General features: G+C 72.2%; 18 protein-coding genes. 10 read left to right on the top strand and 8 right to left on the bottom strand.

Annotated features, from left to right (window positions below):
* Positions 1-46: 46 nt before the first annotated feature.
* Positions 47-214 (bottom strand): DUF3117 domain-containing protein, encoded by a 168-nt coding sequence (locus tag AB0C25_RS01160; protein ID WP_007455245.1) that lies wholly within the window; start codon positions 212-214, stop codon positions 47-49.
* A gap of 189 nt (positions 215-403) precedes the next feature.
* Here AB0C25_RS01160 and AB0C25_RS01155 point away from each other — a divergent pair, with 189 nt between their 5' ends.
* The 4 genes from AB0C25_RS01155 to AB0C25_RS01140 are packed head-to-tail and all read left to right on the top strand — an operon-like array spanning position 404 to position 4,632.
* Positions 404-1,222, top strand: coding sequence for a PaaX family transcriptional regulator C-terminal domain-containing protein (locus tag AB0C25_RS01155; RefSeq protein WP_357368325.1), 819 nt, complete (start codon positions 404-406; stop codon positions 1,220-1,222).
* A gap of 4 nt (positions 1,223-1,226) precedes the next feature.
* Complete coding sequence (locus AB0C25_RS01150; RefSeq protein ID WP_357368323.1) at positions 1,227-2,018, top strand: enoyl-CoA hydratase-related protein; 792 nt, start codon at positions 1,227-1,229, stop codon at positions 2,016-2,018.
* Positions 2,019-2,077: 59 nt separating this feature from the next.
* Positions 2,078-3,376 (top strand): DUF1800 domain-containing protein, encoded by a 1,299-nt coding sequence (locus tag AB0C25_RS01145; RefSeq protein ID WP_357368321.1) that lies wholly within the window; start codon positions 2,078-2,080, stop codon positions 3,374-3,376.
* Between the two features lie 14 nt (positions 3,377-3,390).
* Complete coding sequence (locus tag AB0C25_RS01140; RefSeq protein ID WP_357368319.1) at positions 3,391-4,632, top strand: DUF1501 domain-containing protein; 1,242 nt, start codon at positions 3,391-3,393, stop codon at positions 4,630-4,632.
* Here the strand turns inward: AB0C25_RS01140 and AB0C25_RS01135 are convergent.
* The 4 genes from AB0C25_RS01135 to AB0C25_RS01120 all read right to left on the bottom strand — a co-directional run bounded on the left by AB0C25_RS01135 (position 4,629) and on the right by AB0C25_RS01120 (position 7,070).
* The gene (locus AB0C25_RS01135) at positions 4,629-5,252 is read right to left on the bottom strand and encodes a hypothetical protein (RefSeq protein ID WP_357368317.1); all 624 of its coding nucleotides are present in this window, start codon (positions 5,250-5,252) and stop codon (positions 4,629-4,631) included. The two genes, AB0C25_RS01140 and AB0C25_RS01135, sit on opposite strands and share 4 nt — an antisense overlap.
* A gap of 13 nt (positions 5,253-5,265) precedes the next feature.
* A complete protein-coding gene (locus tag AB0C25_RS01130; RefSeq protein ID WP_357368315.1) occupies positions 5,266-5,847 on the bottom strand; it encodes a DNA-3-methyladenine glycosylase I in 582 nt (193 codons plus the stop codon).
* 66 nt (positions 5,848-5,913) lie between these two features.
* On the bottom strand, positions 5,914-6,411 hold the full coding sequence (locus AB0C25_RS01125) for an SRPBCC family protein (RefSeq protein WP_357368313.1): 498 nt from the start codon (positions 6,409-6,411) through the stop codon (positions 5,914-5,916).
* Positions 6,408-7,070 carry a DivIVA domain-containing protein gene (locus AB0C25_RS01120; protein ID WP_357368311.1) on the bottom strand — a complete coding sequence of 221 codons (663 nt, stop codon included), beginning with the start codon at positions 7,068-7,070 and terminating at the stop codon, positions 6,408-6,410. The genes AB0C25_RS01125 and AB0C25_RS01120 overlap by 4 nt, the downstream gene beginning before the upstream one ends.
* A 153-nt stretch (positions 7,071-7,223) precedes the next feature.
* Here AB0C25_RS01120 and folP point away from each other — a divergent pair, with 153 nt between their 5' ends.
* Positions 7,224-8,093 (top strand): dihydropteroate synthase, encoded by an 870-nt coding sequence (gene folP, locus AB0C25_RS01115; protein WP_357368309.1) that lies wholly within the window; start codon positions 7,224-7,226, stop codon positions 8,091-8,093.
* Positions 8,094-8,159: 66 nt separating this feature from the next.
* Here folP and ndhC read toward each other — a convergent pair whose 3' ends face one another.
* Positions 8,160-8,537, bottom strand: a complete 378-nt coding sequence (gene ndhC / locus AB0C25_RS01110; protein WP_088986508.1) for an NADH-quinone oxidoreductase subunit A — start codon at positions 8,535-8,537, stop codon at positions 8,160-8,162.
* Between the two features lie 128 nt (positions 8,538-8,665).
* Here ndhC and AB0C25_RS01105 point away from each other — a divergent pair, with 128 nt between their 5' ends.
* The 3 genes from AB0C25_RS01105 to AB0C25_RS01095 all read left to right on the top strand — a co-directional run bounded on the left by AB0C25_RS01105 (position 8,666) and on the right by AB0C25_RS01095 (position 13,316).
* Positions 8,666-10,144 (top strand): hypothetical protein, encoded by a 1,479-nt coding sequence (locus AB0C25_RS01105; RefSeq protein WP_357368307.1) that lies wholly within the window; start codon positions 8,666-8,668, stop codon positions 10,142-10,144.
* A gap of 297 nt (positions 10,145-10,441) precedes the next feature.
* The gene (locus AB0C25_RS01100; protein ID WP_357368306.1) at positions 10,442-12,289 is read left to right on the top strand and encodes a 2-oxoacid:acceptor oxidoreductase subunit alpha; all 1,848 of its coding nucleotides are present in this window, start codon (positions 10,442-10,444) and stop codon (positions 12,287-12,289) included.
* Positions 12,282-13,316 carry a 2-oxoacid:ferredoxin oxidoreductase subunit beta gene (locus tag AB0C25_RS01095; protein ID WP_357368305.1) on the top strand — a complete coding sequence of 345 codons (1,035 nt, stop codon included), beginning with the start codon at positions 12,282-12,284 and terminating at the stop codon, positions 13,314-13,316. The genes AB0C25_RS01100 and AB0C25_RS01095 overlap by 8 nt, the downstream gene beginning before the upstream one ends.
* 70 nt (positions 13,317-13,386) lie before the next feature.
* On the opposite strand, the gene AB0C25_RS01090 is transcribed toward AB0C25_RS01095, so the two are convergent.
* Positions 13,387-14,031 carry an NAD(P)H-dependent oxidoreductase gene (locus AB0C25_RS01090; protein WP_357368304.1) on the bottom strand — a complete coding sequence of 215 codons (645 nt, stop codon included), beginning with the start codon at positions 14,029-14,031 and terminating at the stop codon, positions 13,387-13,389.
* A gap of 82 nt (positions 14,032-14,113) precedes the next feature.
* On the opposite strand from AB0C25_RS01090, the gene AB0C25_RS01085 reads away from it, so the two are divergent.
* On the top strand, positions 14,114-14,593 hold the full coding sequence (locus AB0C25_RS01085; RefSeq protein ID WP_357368303.1) for a MarR family winged helix-turn-helix transcriptional regulator: 480 nt from the start codon (positions 14,114-14,116) through the stop codon (positions 14,591-14,593).
* 136 nt (positions 14,594-14,729) lie between these two features.
* Here the strand turns inward: AB0C25_RS01085 and AB0C25_RS01080 are convergent, their stop codons facing one another.
* Entirely contained in the window at positions 14,730-15,743 is a 1,014-nt protein-coding gene (locus AB0C25_RS01080; RefSeq protein WP_357241056.1) for a potassium channel family protein, read from the bottom strand.
* A 177-nt stretch (positions 15,744-15,920) separates the two neighbouring features.
* Between AB0C25_RS01080 and AB0C25_RS01075 the strand changes: the two genes are divergently transcribed.
* Positions 15,921-16,406 (top strand): helix-turn-helix transcriptional regulator, encoded by a 486-nt coding sequence (locus AB0C25_RS01075; protein ID WP_357368302.1) that lies wholly within the window; start codon positions 15,921-15,923, stop codon positions 16,404-16,406.
* The last annotated feature ends 31 nt before the right edge of the window (positions 16,407-16,437 follow it).

The following is a 16,437-nucleotide window of genomic DNA, read 5'->3' as shown; positions in this document are numbered from 1 at the left end:
TCACGGAACGCTCCGGGCGGTGCGAGCCGCCCGGACCACTCCTTACTCAGCCGGCCGCCGCCTTCAACGCGTCACCGAGCGCGTTGGCCTCGTCGGGAGTCATCTCGACGACGAGCCGGCCACCGCCCTCCAGCGGGACCCGCATGACGATGCCCCGCCCCTCCTTGGTGACTTCCAGCGGACCGTCGCCCGTCCGCGGCTTCATCGCCGCCATGTTGTCTCCCCTCAGACCTACACCAGGGTCGGTGGGTTGCCCCACAGCCACTTCGTCACGACCACCCGCAACGGTCGCGGGGGTGTCGACAGCGATTTTCCCTGATGAACACCGCCGGACCCAAACCGGAGCAGCATTGATGTAACAGCATCTAGCTTATCTTGAGAAGGCCTGTCACAATGTGCGGTCATGCAGGCACGGTCGGCACTCTTCGACCTGTACGGCGACCACCTCCGACCGAGGGGTGGCCGCGCACCGGTTGCTGCCCTGGTCAAACTGCTGGCGCCGCTGGGAATCGCACCGCCAGCCGTTCGCACCGCCGTGTCCCGGATGGTGCGTCAGGGCTGGCTCGAACCGCTCCGGTTGATCTCCGGACCGGGATATTCGATCACACCGAAAGCCGCCCGACGACTCGACGAGGCGGCCTCCCGGATCTACCGGACCGGCCGGATCACCTGGGACGGCCGGTTCGATCTGCTGGTGCTGGAGGCCCCGGGCTCCCGACGGGACCGCCAGCGGCTCGCCGCGAACCTGAGCTTCCTGGGCTACGGCACGCTCGACGAGCAGACCTGGGTCGCCACCCGTCCCGCCGAGGACGTCGACCTGATCCTCGCCGAGGCCGGCATCCGGTTCGAGCGGTTCAACGCCGCACACTTCGCCGGCACCCCCGGTGCGATGGGCGTGGTCCGACGAGCATGGGACCTGACCGAGATCGGCCGCGCCTACGAGCAGTTCGTCGCTGACCAGCGCCCACTGCTCTCCGCCGTCACCGTGCGCAGCAGCGACGAGGAGGCGTACGCGACCCGGTTCCGGCTGGTGCACGCGTGGCGTACGTTCCTCTTCCGGGACCCGCAGCTACCCCCGGCGCTGCTGCCCGAACGCTGGCCCGGCACCGCCGCGGCCAGTTTCTTCGACCGGCACGCGGCCCGCCTGCGTCCGGCCGCGGACCGGTACGTCGAACAGTGCCTCGACGCCGGCAACCGCCTCGTTCGACAGAAGGGTCGTTAGACACGTGACCGAGCCGCTGCTGGTCGACCGGACCGACGCCGTCGTCACCCTCACGCTGAACCGGGCGAACGCGATGAACGCGCTCGACGTGGCGCTGAAGGAGGCGCTGCGGGACGCCCTGGCGGAGCTGGAGACCGACCGGTCCTGCCGGGCGGTCGTGCTGGCCGGGGCGGGCGGGTCGTTCAGCGCCGGTCAGGACCTGCGCGAGCACGTGGCGACGCTGGAAAGCTCCACGAGCGATCCCCTGGGCACCGTACGGGCGCACTACAACCCGATCGCCGCCCGGCTGGCCAACCTGCCCAAGCCGGTGATCGCCGCGGTCCGTGGCATGGCCGCCGGTGCGGGCGCGTCGCTGGCCTTCCTCGCCGACATCCGCATCGGTGGCCCGACCACCAGCTTCCTGATGGCCTTCGCCAAGGTCGGCCTCGCCGCCGACACGGGCGCCTCCTGGACCCTGCCCCGGCTTGTCGGCCACGCCAAGGCGGTGGAGCTGCTGATGCTGGCCGAGCCCGTCCGTGCCGAGGAGGCCTGCCGGATCGGCCTGCTCAACCGCCTGGTGGATGACGACGAGTTGGTGTTGCCGACCGCCCAGGAGCTGGCCGCCCGCCTCGCCGCCGGCCCGACGGTCGCCTACGGGGCGATCAAGCGGCAGCTCTCCATCGCCGATGCCGGCACCCTCGCCGACGCCCTCGCGGCCGAGGCGCAGGCCCAGTCGATCTGCGGTGCCACCGCCGACCACCGCGCCGCCACGCTCGCCTTCGTCGGCAAGCAGAAACCGGTCTTCGAGGGACGCTGAACGCGATTCGCACGCCGCCCTTACCGTCCTCGAACACGTGCCGCCTAGCGTCGGCCGGTATGAGCGATCGTGAAGCGGTGGCGCATCTGCTGCGCCGGGCCACCTTCGGGCCGACCGCAGACGAGGTGGACGCCGCCGAGCGGGCCGGCCCGGCAGCGACCCTGGACCGGCTGCTCACCCCGCCCGCGACGGACCGGGGTGCGGCGGCCACGCCGATCCCCACGCTGTCCCCCGACCCGTACGCCGGGCTGACCAAGGACTCCACCCGCGAGCAGCGGCAGCAGGCCAACGCGGAGCGGCGCAAGCAGCTCCAGCAGGTCACCGGATGGTGGCTGGACCGGATGGTGGCCGCCGAGGACGGGCTGAGCGAGAAGCTGATCTTCTTCTGGCACGGGCACTGGGCGACAAGCGCGCAGAAGGTCAAGTCGGCCCGGGTGATGCAGGGCCAACTGGACACGCTGCGCCGGCACGGACGCGGGCCACTGGCCCCGCTCGTCACCGCGATGGTGCGCGACCCCGCCCTGATCATCTGGCTGGACGGGCAGAAGAACACCCGCAAGGCCCCGAACGAGAACCTGGCCCGCGAGCTGATGGAGCTGTTCACCCTCGGCATCGGCGCCTACACCGAGGCCGACGTGAAGGCCGGCGCGCGTGCCCTGACGGGCTGGGTGGTCGACAGGCGTACCGGGGCGGCCCGCTTCGAGGCCAAACGGCACGACCCCGGTGCGAAGACGATCCTCGGGCAGAGCGGCCGGTTCGACGCCGAGGCGTACGCCGGGTTGCTGGCCGCCCAGCCCGCAGCGGCGACGTTCGTGGCCGGGCGGCTCTGGTTCCGCTACGCCGGCACCGACATCCCGGCACCGCAGGGCCTGGCCGGCGCGGACACCATCGCGACCCTGCGGGCGATCCTCTCGGCGCCGGCCTTCGCCCAGACCAGGGGCACGCTCGTCAAGCAGCCGGTGGAGTGGCTGGTCGGCGCGCTGCGACAGCTCGGCATCCGGCCCTCCGCCCTGCCCGAGCAGCAACACAAGCAACTACTGGCCGGCCTGAACGCGCTCGACCAGGTGCCGCTGCGACCGCCGAGCGTGGGCGGCTGGCCGGCCGGGGCCGCCTGGCTGACCACCTCGTCGTTGCAGGCACGGCTGCGGACGGCCGGGATACTCGCCGCCGCGGTCAGTCCCGCGGTGCTGGCCCGGCTGACCGCCGCGCCCACCGCCGGCCGGCCGGACGCGCTGGCCCGACTGCTGGTGGTCGACGGCTGGAGCGCTCGTACCCGGGCCGCCCTCACCCCGCTGGCCGGCGAGCCCCGCAAGCTGCTGGCCGCCGGCCTGGTCAGTCCCGAATACACAGTCAGCTGAGCGGAGGAGTCGACATGGACACCCAGACCCGACGCAGGTTCCTGCTGACCAGCGGGGTGGTCGGCGCGGGCGCGTTGGCCGCCGGCGCCGGCGCGTACCGCCTGCGGGACCTGCTGGACACCGGCGGGGACCGTGATCCACAGGCCCGCACGCTGGTGCTGGTGACCCTCTACGGCGGCAATGACGGGCTCAACACGGTCATCCCGTACGGCGATCCGGCCTACCGGGCGGCCCGTCCCGAACTGGCGTACCCGGACGGGGAGGTGCTGCGGTTGGACGACGGCTTCGGCCTCAACCCGGCACTTGCCGGCCTGCACCGGCGCTGGTCGGGCGATGGCCTGGCGATCGTGCGGGGGGTCGGCTACCCGAAGCCGGACCGCAGCCACTTCCGGTCGATGGACATCTGGCACACCGCGCAGCCGGACCGGCCGGGAAACACCGGTTGGCTGGGTCGTTGGTTGGACACCGCCGGTGGCGACCCCCGGCTGGCGGTCTCCTTCGAGCCGGCGTTGCCGCCACTGCTGGCCGGGGAGCGGAGCGCGGGCGCGGCCGTGCCGGTGGCCGACCGGAAGGCCGCCAAGGGGCTGCCCGCCGAGACGCTGACCGCGCTCGCCGCCGCCGAGGCGGGCGAGTCGGCGGCCCGGGGCCGGGCCGCCGCCTGCTTCGCCGACCTGCGGTCGGTGGACGAGATGATCCGCCAGGTACGCGACTCCGCCGACCCGGACGTGGCGGACCCGGACGGCGAGCAGGCGCCCGCGACGGCGACCGGCGGAGCCCGTACCCCACTGGACGCGCAACTCGACCTGGTCGCGCAGTGCGTCGAGGCCGGAGTGTCCACCCGGGCCTTCTCGGTGTCGCTCGGTGGCTTCGACACGCACGCCGACGAGAAGCAGTTGCAGGCCGTCCTGCTGGGTCAGCTGGACCGGGCGCTGACCGGGTTCGCCGACCGGATGAGTCGCACCGAGGCGGGTCGGAAGGTGGTGGTGGCGGTCTACTCCGAGTTCGGCCGCCGCGTCCGGGCCAACGCCTCGGACGGCACCGACCACGGCACCGCCTCGGACGTGCTGCTGCTGGGTGCCGGCGTACGCGGCGGCTGGCACGGTGCACCGCCGAGCCTCACCGATCTCGACGACGGCGACCTGAAATACACGACCGACTTCCGGGACGTCTACGCCACGCTGCTGGAACGGGTGCTGAACACCGACCCGGGACCGATCCTCGCCGACTGGCGGGGACGCGTGGACAAGCTGTTCTAGTCGTCCTCTTCCGGGTCCTGGTTGGCCTCCGCGCCCAGCACGAACGCCTGCATGGCCAGCTCGTCGTCGGACGGCGAGACGAAGGCGGGCAGCTCACGCGGACCCAACTCCTGCACGTACGACCAGAACAGCCGGACCGCCTCCGCCCGCGTGCCGGCCTCGATCGGCAGGTCCAGGCTGACCAGCCAGGTGCGCCGCTCCGGGGGCGGGCCGAGCTGGTCGGCCAGCGCCCGGAAGGCCGCCGGCTCCAACGCGGTGACCGGCCCGTCGAGCGTCAGCAGGTCGGCCGGCACCGGCTCGTCGAAAACCCGCCGGGTGTACGACACCACGACCGTCCCCGGCTCGACCGGGGACTGCGGGTCGTCCGGGTCCTCGCGGTGACGCCGAGCCGGCGCACGGACCCGGCCGAGCGCGACCAGCCGTGGGGGCGCGTCGACGAGCACCGCCACCTGGTCTCCCGTGCCCGGCCGGCTGCTGTCGGTCAGCCCGGTCAACTCCAGCGTGTCGTGGTGCACGAGCCGCTCGGCCTCGTACCGCTCGGCCGGCAGCAACACGGCCCAGGCGCCCACGCCGTCGGCACGGCCGGATCCACCGGCCCGGTACGCGGTCTCGGTCGTCATGCCTGCCATCCCATCATGTCGCCGTGGACAGGGTGACGTGACAGCCGACGATGTGATCGTCGACCATGCCGGTGGCCTGCATCAGCGCGTACGCGGTGGTCGGGCCGACGAATCGGAAGCCGCGTTTCTTGAGCGCCTTGGCCATCGCCGTCGACTCCGTGGTGATCGGCGCCAGCTCGGCGAACGAGGCGGGGCGGGCCGGTCGGGGCTCCGGGGCGTAGGACCAGAGCAGGGCGGACAGCCCCTCCGGCACCTCCAGCGCGGCGCGGGCGTTGGCGATCGCCGCCTCGATCTTGGCCCGGTTGCGGACGATGCCGGCGTCGGCGAGCAGCCGGGTCACGTCGGCGTCGGAGTATCCGGCGACGGTCGGGATGTGGAACTCGTCGAAGGCCAGCCGGAACGCCGGGCGTTTGCGCAGGATGGTCAGCCAGGACAACCCGGACTGGAACGCCTCCAGCGTCATCCGCTCGTAGAGCGCGTCGTCTCCGCGCAGCGGCCGACCCCACTCGGTGTCGTGGTAGATGGCGTAGTCGGGGGTGCTCGACCCCCAGGCGCAGCGGGCCAGCCCGTCGGCGCCGATCACCAGGTCAGTCACGTCGTACACGCTAGGGCATCGCTCCGACACCCCATCGGCGCCGGCACCGGCTGGCCGCCGGCGCGGTCAGGGCAGCCGGCCCTGCTCGACCAGTCGGGCGAACCTCTTCAGCGCCTGGGTGAGGCCGAGCTTGGAGCCGGGCCAGAGCACCGGCCACGCCAGTCGACCGGCCCGGCCGCCCGGCAGGTGGAACCACTCGTGCCAGACGACCTGGGTACGGTCCCGACCCAGCTGGGTGCAGCGCAGCACACCCGGGCCACGCAGCAGTTGGCCGTAGTGCACCACGCCGATCTCGTAGGGTTCGTCGACCCGGACCACCCGCATCTCGTCGCGCAGCACGGCCCGGCCGAGCGCCGTCACGGCCTCGATGCGGCTGCCCTCGCGCCCGTCGCCCTCGACCACGCGCACCCGCGTGAACGGGATCCAGTCGGACTGGCGCTCCCAGGCGAGCAGGGCGGCGAAGACCCGTTCGGCGGGAGCGTCGACGATCACCGTGGCGGTTACCTCACCAGCACCGGGTTGGGCGGCCTCACGAAGATCTTCGGCGCCCCCCGGGCCGGTCACGCCGACTCCGACCGAACCGTCGCGCCGTGTTGCCCGGTGCCGTCGGCGGACCCGCCGTCGGTCTGCTCAGGATCGCCCGCCGTACCACCGGACGGCACGGCGGCCGGCGCCACACCGTCGGAATCCGCGGGTGACGCGGTGGCGGTGGGCTCCGGACCCGCGCTGGTCGAGCCGACCGGGGCAGCCCCGGGGCCGGTCGCGTCGGCCGTCGCCGCGTCCGCGTCGGGCGTCGCCGCGTCGGACTCGGCGGTGCTGGACTCGGCCGCGTCGGACTCGGCCGCGTCCGCGGCCGTCGCCTTGCTGACGGACCGAACACGGGCGTCGCGGAGCACGTCCGCGTCGTCGATACGGCCGGCACGCAACGCGGTGACCTCCGCCTCCAGTACGCCGATCAGCTCCGACTTGTAGCCGATGTCGTAGGCGGCACGTCGCATCGCCTGATCGACCTGGGACATCCGGTACCCGCGCAACGCGGTGTCGAAACGGACCGCCCCCACGTCGGATTCGCGCAGTGGACGGGTGCCGGGCAGCGCCACGGCCTGCGAATCCGGCTCGGCGGGCGCCAGACCGGGATCACGGCCGCTGACCAGCACCGTCACGCCGAATATCACCGCCGCGACCGTCAATGCCACGACCAGGAGGAGCAGAAGCTGACCCATGTACTGATCGTGGCACGGCAGCCGGCCGGGAGCGACCCCGCCACCCGTCCCGATCGCGATCCGTACCGACGCCGCCCGGGGTCGCGGTCGGACCAGCGACTAGCGTCGGGGTCGGCCGACGTGGCAGCGACGGCGGACTCTCGGGAGGCGGGCATGGCCGGGGCGCTTCGGCTGGGCGGGCGCACGTTCGCCCCCGACGAGCTGGTGGTGATGGCGATCGTCAACCGCACCCCGGACTCGTTCTTCGACCGGGGGGCCACCTACGCCGCTGACAGCGCGCTGCGCGCGGTGGAGCGGGCCGTGGCGGAGGGTGCGGCGATCATCGACATCGGCGGCGTCAAGGCCGGCCCCGGCGCGGAGGTGGACGTCGTCGAGGAGATCCGCCGCACGGTGGACACGATCGCCGCCGTCCGCGCCGCGTTCCCGGAGGTGGTGATCTCCATCGACACCTGGCGCGCCGAGGTGGCGACGGAGGCCGTGGCAGCCGGCGCCGACCTGCTCAACGACACCTGGTCGGGCGCCGACCCCACCCTGGCCCGGGTGGCCGCGCGCACCGGCGCGGGCCTGGTCTGCTCGCACGCCGGCGGCCTGGTCCCCCGCACCCGGCCGCACCGGGCCGCCTTCACCGACGTGGTCACCGACGTGGTCGCGACGGTGACCGGGCTCGCCGAGCGAGCGGTGACAGCCGGGGTACGCCCCGACGGCATCCTCATCGACCCGGCACACGACTTCGGCAAGAACACCAGGCACTCCCTGGAGATCACCCGCCGACTGGGCGAGCTGACCGACACCGGTTGGCCGGTGCTGGTGGCGCTCTCCAACAAGGACTTCATCGGTGAGTCCCTGGATCTCCCGGTGCCGGAACGGCTGGAGGGGACGCTCGCCGCGACGGCGGTCTCGGCCTGGCTGGGCGCCCGGGTGTTCCGGGCTCACCAGGTCGGCCCGACCCGCCGGGTGCTGGACATGGTGGCCTCGATCCGCGGCGACCGCCCACCGTCGGCGACCCGCCGGGGCCTGGCCTGACCGGTCGTCGCCGTGACCGACCGCCAACGGAGGGCTGACCCGACCGGTCGCCGGACGCGGTGACGATCAGGTCCAGCGGAGGATGTTCCTGCGCCAGGCGTAGAGGATGCCGAGCGCGAGCACGGCCACGAACACCGCCATCTCCACCACCGTCACCAGGCCGAAGCCCGGCCGGTCGAAGACCACCGCCCAGGGGAAGAGAAACACCGCCTCGACCGCGAACAGCACGTACAGATAGGCGTACACGTAGTAACGGATCTGCATTTGTGCCCAGTCCGCGCCGACCGGGTCGAGCCCGCACTCGTAGCTGGCCCGCTTGCCCGGCGGGTCGGCCGGACGCGCGGGGCGTAACACCCGGTTGGCCGAGAACGCCGTAACAAAGAACAGGACGCTGGCGAGCAGCAAGAGCCCGAGCGTCGCGTACGAGCCCAGGTATCCGGTCACAGTCGGGAGCCTACCGTCCGCCCGGAAGGGCCGTCCCAAACACGTTACGGATTTGTTTCCTGTCGGGACTAGTGCGCCGGGGCAACTGTTACCGACCATTGGACACCCACCCATGCACCGGAGGACAGATGGCCCGCCTGAAGGCATCGCCCGGTGAGCGGGCGGCGGGGCGGCACCCCATGTCCCTGCTGGGGACCTCGCTGGCGCTCGGTCTGCTCGCGGCGCTCGCCATGGGGCCGGCCTGGGCCAGCGCGGCAACGCCGGAGGCGGACCCGGTCGTGACGCTCACCGACCCGGTCAGCGAACCCGGGGGTGAGCCTGGGACCAGCCCGACGGACGAGCCGCCCCCGACCGAGGAGCCGGGCGGGTCTCCGGAGCCGACCGACCCGGCGCCGGAGACCACCGCGCCACCGCCGGAGACGCAGCCGCCGGCACCGGAGACCACCGCGCCACCGCCGGAGACGCAGCCGCCGGCACCGAGCAACAACGCGCCCGCGCCGGGCGGACCACCCACACCGGCGCCCCCGGCACCTCCGGCACCTCCGGCACCCCCGGTGCTGCCGGCACCTCCGGCGCCGCCGGTCCGCCCGCCCGCCCCGGGCGCGGAGGCGCCCCCGGCGAACCCGCTCGGTGTGCAGGTCACCACCCAGGACGTCACGCTCTCCAAGGCGTACTGGAACGCGGCCAGCACGGCCACCACCCTGCAGGTCACGGTCAACAACACCGGTACGACGACGCAACGGATCCGCCTCTCGTACACGCTGCCGGTCGGGCTGACCGACGCGGGGACGAAGGGCTGCGCCGCCGCCGGTGGGGGTACGTACCACTGCGGGGCCTGGACGGTCGAAGCCGGCGTCCGGTTCAGCGCTCTGCTCCGCCTGCGGGTCGACGGCACCGCATGGCAGAAGATGCCCCTCGCCGGCTCCGTCCAGGTCGTCGCGGACGCGCCGGGCGTGCCCGGGGAAGCGGTCGACGACCAGGGGTTCGCGGTGCTCTTTCCGCCCGGTCCCCCGGTTCCCGGCATCACGCTGGCCGCCGACGAGGTCGCCTTCGACATCAGCGGCACCGCCAGCACCCTCGCGCTCCGGCTGGGCAACACCGGCACGGTCGACGCCGCCGGCCGGGTCGAGGTCGTCCTGCCGGCCGGGGTGACCATTCCGACCCCGCCGTCCGGCTGCGTGGCGTCCGACCCGAGCCGGATCCGCTGCGACGTGGGCACGGTGGCGGCGGGCCGGACCGCCGAGTTGCGGCTGCCGGTGGAGGCGACGCCGCAGGCCCAGCGGGAGGCACCGTTGTCCGGTGCCGTGATCGGCCAACTCGACCCCCGCAGCGGCGCGACCCGGCAGGTACAGATGAGTTTCCGGATCACCGCCGCGGCCGCGCTGGCCACCCCCGTGGTCTCGCCGCCCGCGCCGGCCGGCTCCCAGGGCGTGCTTCCCGCAGGTGCTGCCGCCGACGACGGAACGACCTCGGTACGGCGTACCGCGATCATCCTGATCGTGGTCTCCACGCTGCTGGTGGTGCTGGCCCTCACGCTGGCCACCATCTCGCTGCGTCGCCGGTTCTCCGGCCCGACGCCCGAGCCGGTGTCGCAGACCGCCGACTGATCGACGAGTAGCCCCGGACCGCGTGGGTACGGTGCCGCCGGCGTGCAACCTCTGGTGATCTGAATTACGGCGGGCGGGGCAAAAGCTCGCAAAGGCGGGCATTCCTACTCGCATTCGGGTCCCAGTCGGCGGACCTCCGGCGATGGTTAGGGCTCCCTTAGACGTAGGCTCTCAGAAGAGGTACGACAGCGGCCGGACCAGCCTGGGGCGGTGCGGCGAAACGTCGCGTCAAGGAGGTCCCGTGGCCGGGCAAGGCGAGCTTTTGCGAGCCCCGCAGTCGCGAACGAAGGTGGCACAGTGACCAAGCAGATCCGTCAGCTCGACCGGGTGGTCATCCGGTTCGCCGGTGACTCCGGCGACGGCATGCAGCTGACCGGCGACCGGTTCACCTCGGAGACGGCGCAGCTCGGCAACGACATCTCCACGCTGCCAAACTTCCCCGCCGAGATCCGGGCTCCCGCCGGCACCCTGCCCGGTGTGTCGAGCTTCCAGGTGCACTTCGCCGACTACGACATCCTCACCCCGGGCGACGCGCCCAACGTGCTGGTGGCGATGAACCCGGCGGCCCTCAAGGCCAACCTGGCCGACCTGCCGCGCGGCGCGGACATCATCGTCAACACCGACGAGTTCACCAAGCGCAACCTCGCCAAGGTCGGCTACCAGGCCAGCCCGTTGGACGACGACTCGCTGGCCGGCTATGTCGTGCACCCGGTGGCACTGACCTCGATGACCGTCGGCGCGCTCGCCGACTACCAGGTGTCCAAGAAGGACGCCGAACGGTCGAAGAACATGTTCGCCCTCGGCCTGCTCTCCTGGATGTATTCGCGGCCCTACGAGTCGACGCTGCGATTCCTGGAGCGCAAGTTCGCGTCCCGTCCGGAGCTGGTCGCGGCGAACGTCGCCGCCTTCCGGGCCGGCTGGAACTTCGGCGAGACGACCGAGGACTTCGCGGTCCGCTACGAGGTCAAGCCGGCCAAGATGAAGCCGGGCACCTACCGCAACATCACCGGCAACGCGGCGCTCTCGTTGGGGCTGGTCGCCGCCGGGGTCCGCTCCGGACTGCCGGTCTTCCTCGGCGCGTACCCGATCACGCCCGCGTCGGACATCCTGCACGAGCTGAGCAAGCACAAGCGCTTCGGCGTCACGACCGTGCAGGCCGAGGACGAGATCGCCGCGGTCGGCGCGGCGCTGGGCGCGTCGTACGGCGGAGCGCTCGGTGTGACCACCACCAGCGGCCCCGGCGTGGCACTCAAGAGCGAGACGATCTCCCTCGCGGTGGCGCTGGAACTGCCCCTGGTGATCGTGGACGTGCAGCGCGCCGGCCCGTCGACAGGCATGCCGACCAAGACCGAGCAGGCCGACCTCAACATGGCGCTCTACGGCCGGCACGGCGAGGCCCCGGTCGCGGTGATCGCACCCCGGTCCCCGTCGGACTGCTTCTTCGCGGCGCTGGAGGCGGCCCGGATCGCGCTGACCTACCGCACCCCGGTGATCCTGCTGTCCGACAACTACGTCGCCAACGGCTCCGAGCCGTGGCTGCTGCCCGACGTGGAGTCGCTGCCCGACCTGCGGGTCGAGTTCGCCACCGAGCCCAACGGCGAGGACGGCACCACCTTCCTGCCCTACCTGCGTGACCCGGAGACCCTGGCCCGACCCTGGGCGATCCCCGGCACCGCCGGGCTGGAGCACCGGATCGGTGGCCTGGAAAAGGCCGACAAGACCGGAGACATCTCCTACGACCCGGCCAACCACGATTTCATGGTGCGCACCCGGGCGGCCCGGATCGAGACGATTCCGGTGCCAGACATCGAGGTGGAGGACCCGGACGGCGACGCCCGGGTGCTGGTCCTCGGGTGGGGCTCGACGTACGGGCCGATCGGCGCGGCGTGCCGGGGGGTGCGCCAGCGCGGGCTGTCCATCGCCCAGGCGCACCTGCGGCACCTGGCCCCGATGCCGGCCAATCTCGGTGCGGTGCTGCGCGCGTACGACCGGGTGGTCATCCCGGAGATGAACCTGGGCCAGCTCGCCCACGTCATCCGGGCCCGCTACCTGGTCGACGCGATCAGCTACAACCAGGTCCGTGGCCTGCCGTTCACGGCCACCGAGCTGGAGACGACGCTGGAAGAGGTCCTGAAGAATGTCTGAGCCCGTCGCCCTCAAGCTCACCGCGAAGGACTTCAAGTCCGACCAGGAGGTGCGCTGGTGCCCCGGCTGCGGTGACTACGCGATCCTCGCGGCCATTCAGCAGTTCATGCCGGAACTGAACATCCCCCGCGAGCGGACCGTCTTCGTCTCCGGGATCGGCTGCTCGTCGCGCTTCCCGTACTACATGAACACCTACGGGATGCACTCGATCCACGGCCGCGCCCCGGCGATCGCGACCGGCCTGTCGGTGTCCCGGCCGGACCTGTCGGTCTGGGTGGTCACCGGCGACGGCGACGCGCTCTCCATCGGTGGCAACCACCTGATCCACGCCTTGCGGCGCAACGTCAACCTCAAGATCCTGCTGTTCAACAACCGGATCTACGGTCTGACCAAGGGTCAGTACTCCCCGACGTCCGAGGTCGGCAAGGTCACCAAGTCGACTCCGTCTGGCTCGGCGGACGCCCCGTTCAACCCGCTCTCGCTCGCCCTCGGCGCGGAGGCCAGCTTCGTCGGCCGGACCATCGACTCCGACCGCAAGCACCTGCAGTCGGTGCTGCGCGCCGCCGCGGAGCACGAGGGCTCGGCGTTCGTGGAGATCTACCAGAACTGCAACATCTTCAACGACGGGGCGTTCGAGCAGCTCAAGGACCCGTCCACCCGCGACGACTACCTGATCCGCCTGGAGCACGGGCAGCCGATCACCTTCGGCGCGGACGGGCAGTTCTGCGTGGTGCATCCGCCGGGCGCGTTCGGCCTGGAGGTCCGGGAGACCAGCTCGGTCCGCCCGGAGGAGATCGTCGTGCACGACGCGACGGTGGCCGACCCGGCGTACGCCTTCGCGCTGTCCCGGCTGCCCGGCCTGGACCTGCGCAACACCCCGATCGGGGTGTTCCGCTCGGTGGACCGACCGTCCTACGACAGCGTGGTGCAGGCTCAGCTCGCGGCCGCCAAGGCGACGGTCACCGAGACCCCCGAGCAGCAGCTCGCCGGCCTGCTGACCAGTGGCGACACCTGGACCATTCTCTGACCTGTCCGACCTGACGAGAGCGGCCGTCCCCGAACCGGGGGCGGCCGCTCTCGTACGTGCCGGCGCTGGCTCAGCGCTGGGCGGAAGCCGGCGTCCAGAGGTTGTCGATCTCCTTCTCGGTGGCCGCGAGGCTCGCCTCGTGCAGCGGGATCAGCTCGGCCATCGCCGGCACCGAGGGCGCCAGGGTCAGCTCGGTGCTGATGAAGCGCGGCTCCAGGCCGGTCATCGACAGGCCGTGCGGGAGCCACTGCTCCGCGTGGTCCCAGCCGTGCCGCGGGGTGCCCTCACCGTAGCCGCCTCCCCGGGTGGCCAGCACCACGAACTCGCGGCCGCCGAGCAGGCCCTCCTGGGTCGCCGGGTCGTAGGTGAGGCCGGCGACGATCAGGTGGTCGACCCAGGACTTGACGCTGCTGGGCGCGCCGTAGTTGTAGAGCGGCAGCCCGAGCAGCACGACGTCGGCCTGCTTCACCTCGTCGACCAGCCGCCCGCTGAGTTCCCAGGATTCGCGCTGGGCCGGGGTGTGCTGGTCCGGCGGAGTCATCCGAGCCAGGCCGCCCGCCGCGTCGAGGTGCGGCAGCGGTTCCGCGCCGAGGTCCCGGTAGGTCACCGTGCCGTCCGGGTGGGCGGCGCGCCAGCTGTCGACCGCGCGGGCGGTGAGCCGACGACTGACCGACCAGTCACCCCGAATGCTCGAGTCGATATGCAGCAGATGCATTATTCCTCCTCCAAGGATCGTCTGTGCAGCACCAACTATTTATAGCAGGCCGATGTTCCATCAGCTCGGTAGACTGGGTCACATGTCCGCCCCGCTACCCGCCCCCTCGGAGCACCGCTCTGGCGCGCTCCTGGACCATCTGGCCCGGCGGATGCGGCTGCGGTCGGAGTCGGTGCTGGCGCCGCTCGGCCTACGGCCGCGGCACCTGGTCGCGCTCACCGTGCTGCGCGCCGGCGGCGGCACCAGCCAGCAGGCGCTCGCCTCCATCCTGGAAATGGACAGCACCAACATCGTCGGGCTGCTCAACGACCTGGAAGCGGAGCAGTTGATCGAGCGCCGCCGCTCACCCGAGGACCGGCGCCGACACGTCGTCGATCTCACCGAAAATGGCGCAAAACGCCTCAGTGAGGCCGAATGCGCCCTCGCCGGAGCCGAGGACGAGGTGCTGGGGGCGCTGGCTCCCAGCGAGCGGGAGACGCTCTACGAGCTGCTGCGGCGGGCCTCCGCCACGACGCCGGTCAGCTGCACCGAGGCGATCTGCGCCGCCGACGAGACCTTCTGACGCGCCGCGCCTGCACCGCCGCCCCGACGATCAACCGGCCTGACGGCAAGCCACCCCCGCGGCCGGACGACAAGCCGTGCGGGATGGGCGGTCAGCCGTGCGGGGACGGGCGGTCAGCCGTGCGGAGGCGGGACGGTCAGGAGGTCGTCGCGGACTGCGGACGATCGTCGCGGACATGCACCAGCATGTCGCCGGTCTCGATCACCGCACCGGCCCGGTCGGCCAGGGTGACCACCTTGCCCCGCCGCACCAGGGCGATCACCAACGAGTCCAACTCGCGTGGTGAACGACCCACCTCGTCCCGCTCCGCCGAGCGCATCGCCAGCGCCATGCCCTGACCCGGGGTGAGCAGATCCTCCACCACGTCGATCAGCGGCGGAGCCGAGGTGGACAGGCCGAGCAGCCGACCCGCGGTGGCCGACGAGACGATCACGTGATGCGCGCCGCTCTGCTTGAGCAGCGGCGCGTTCTCCGCCTCGCGGGCCGCCGCGATGATCCGGACCTGCCCGGCGGTGAGCTGTCGGACGGTGAGCGCGACAAGCACCGACGCATCGTCACTGTCGGTCGCGATGATCACGGCCTTCGCGTTCTTCACATGTGCCTCGTTCAGCACCGACGAGCGGGTCGCCGAGCCCTCGATCGCCACCAGACCGGCGGAGGTGGCCTGCCGCAGGGCGGCGGCGCTGCGCTCCACCACCACGATCCGCGAACGGTCCAGACCGTTCTCCAGCAGAGCGGAGACCGCGCTGCGGCCCTTGGTGCCGTAGCCGCAGATGATGACGTGGTCCTTCACGGCTCTCCTCCACCGCGACAGGCGACGGCCGGTCCGGTACTGCTCGGTCAGAACTTCCAGGGTGGTACCGACCAGGATGATCAGGAAGATCACTCGGGCCGGGGTGATGAAGAGAACGTTCACCAGCCGGGCCGACGGCGCGGCCGGCGTGATGTCGCCGTAGCCGGTGGTGGAGAGCGACACGACCGCGTAGTAGAAGCAGTCGAGCAGGGTGAGGCCGTCCTCGTTGACATCACGGTAGCCGTCCCGGCCCAGGTAGACCGCCGCGACCACGGCGAAGACCAGGCCCAGGGCGGCGGCGAGCCGCAGGCTCAGCGCGCTCAACGGCCCCCTGCGCTGCGCGGGAAAATGGATCACCGTCGAACCTGCCCCGCCACCGTCGCCTGCACGAGCACAACATAGCGGGTACGCCGCCCCCGGCACGTCCGGGTTGCGCAGCGGACGACGCGACCGAGAAAGGATGGGACGGCCCGGACGGCCGGGGAAGGGCATGATGAGGGTGTTCCCGACGACGACCGCGAAAGTGAGGCCGGCATGTCGTTGCTGCGACGAGTCATCGGCGGAGTGCTGCGCCGACTGCGTCAGGGCCAGGGCCGCACGCTGCGCGAGGTGGCCGCCACCGCCGGAGTGTCCGTGCCCTACCTGTCCGAGGTGGAGCGGGGCCGCAAGGAAGCCTCGTCGGAGGTGCTCGCGGCGATCTGCCGGGCGCTCGGCATCCGCCTGTCCGACCTGCTGGAGGAGGCCCGCGACGACCTGCGGCGCGTCGAGCCCCGCATCCCGGCCGCACCACGGGCGCAACTCAGCCGGACCGAAGGGGCCGAGGTCGTCCGACACGTCGCGCGCCAGCACGCCCTGCGGACGAGCAGGCCGATCCCACACCGGGCAACCGGGGCGAGCGGCCCGACCCTCTGCGTCGGGGCGATGGCCTCCGCTGGTGGCTGGCGCTCCGGTCCGCGTACCGCCGCTCTGCGGGGTTGTGCGTGGGCTCGGGCGGGCGCGCGGCGGCTGACCGCCGCGTAGGCCGGCCGGTTCTGCCGTCGGCGGATCTGCC

The sequence above is a fragment of the Micromonospora sp. NPDC048839 genome, from assembly GCF_040649915.1.
In the GTDB taxonomy this organism is placed as follows: domain Bacteria; phylum Actinomycetota; class Actinomycetes; order Mycobacteriales; family Micromonosporaceae; genus Micromonospora.
Note: the sequence above shows the minus strand (reverse complement) of the source record. Positions and strands in the feature narration are given on the sequence as shown.

What these genes read in the sequence shown, in the direction of transcription:
- AB0C25_RS01160 (WP_007455245.1), bottom strand. Translation starts at nt 214, where the DNA reads ATGGCGGCGATGAAGCCGCGGACGGGCGACGGTCCGCTGGAAGTCACC.
- AB0C25_RS01155 (WP_357368325.1), top strand. Translation starts at nt 404, where the DNA reads ATGCAGGCACGGTCGGCACTCTTCGACCTGTACGGCGACCACCTCCGA.
- AB0C25_RS01145 (WP_357368321.1), top strand. Translation starts at nt 2,078, where the DNA reads ATGAGCGATCGTGAAGCGGTGGCGCATCTGCTGCGCCGGGCCACCTTC.
- AB0C25_RS01140 (WP_357368319.1), top strand. Translation starts at nt 3,391, where the DNA reads ATGGACACCCAGACCCGACGCAGGTTCCTGCTGACCAGCGGGGTGGTC.
- AB0C25_RS01135 (WP_357368317.1), bottom strand. Translation starts at nt 5,252, where the DNA reads ATGACGACCGAGACCGCGTACCGGGCCGGTGGATCCGGCCGTGCCGAC.
- AB0C25_RS01120 (WP_357368311.1), bottom strand. Translation starts at nt 7,070, where the DNA reads ATGGGTCAGCTTCTGCTCCTCCTGGTCGTGGCATTGACGGTCGCGGCG.
- folP (WP_357368309.1), top strand. Translation starts at nt 7,224, where the DNA reads ATGGCCGGGGCGCTTCGGCTGGGCGGGCGCACGTTCGCCCCCGACGAG.
- AB0C25_RS01105 (WP_357368307.1), top strand. Translation starts at nt 8,666, where the DNA reads ATGGCCCGCCTGAAGGCATCGCCCGGTGAGCGGGCGGCGGGGCGGCAC.
- AB0C25_RS01095 (WP_357368305.1), top strand. Translation starts at nt 12,282, where the DNA reads ATGTCTGAGCCCGTCGCCCTCAAGCTCACCGCGAAGGACTTCAAGTCC.
- AB0C25_RS01090 (WP_357368304.1), bottom strand. Translation starts at nt 14,031, where the DNA reads ATGCATCTGCTGCATATCGACTCGAGCATTCGGGGTGACTGGTCGGTC.
- AB0C25_RS01085 (WP_357368303.1), top strand. Translation starts at nt 14,114, where the DNA reads ATGTCCGCCCCGCTACCCGCCCCCTCGGAGCACCGCTCTGGCGCGCTC.
- AB0C25_RS01075 (WP_357368302.1), top strand. Translation starts at nt 15,921, where the DNA reads ATGTCGTTGCTGCGACGAGTCATCGGCGGAGTGCTGCGCCGACTGCGT.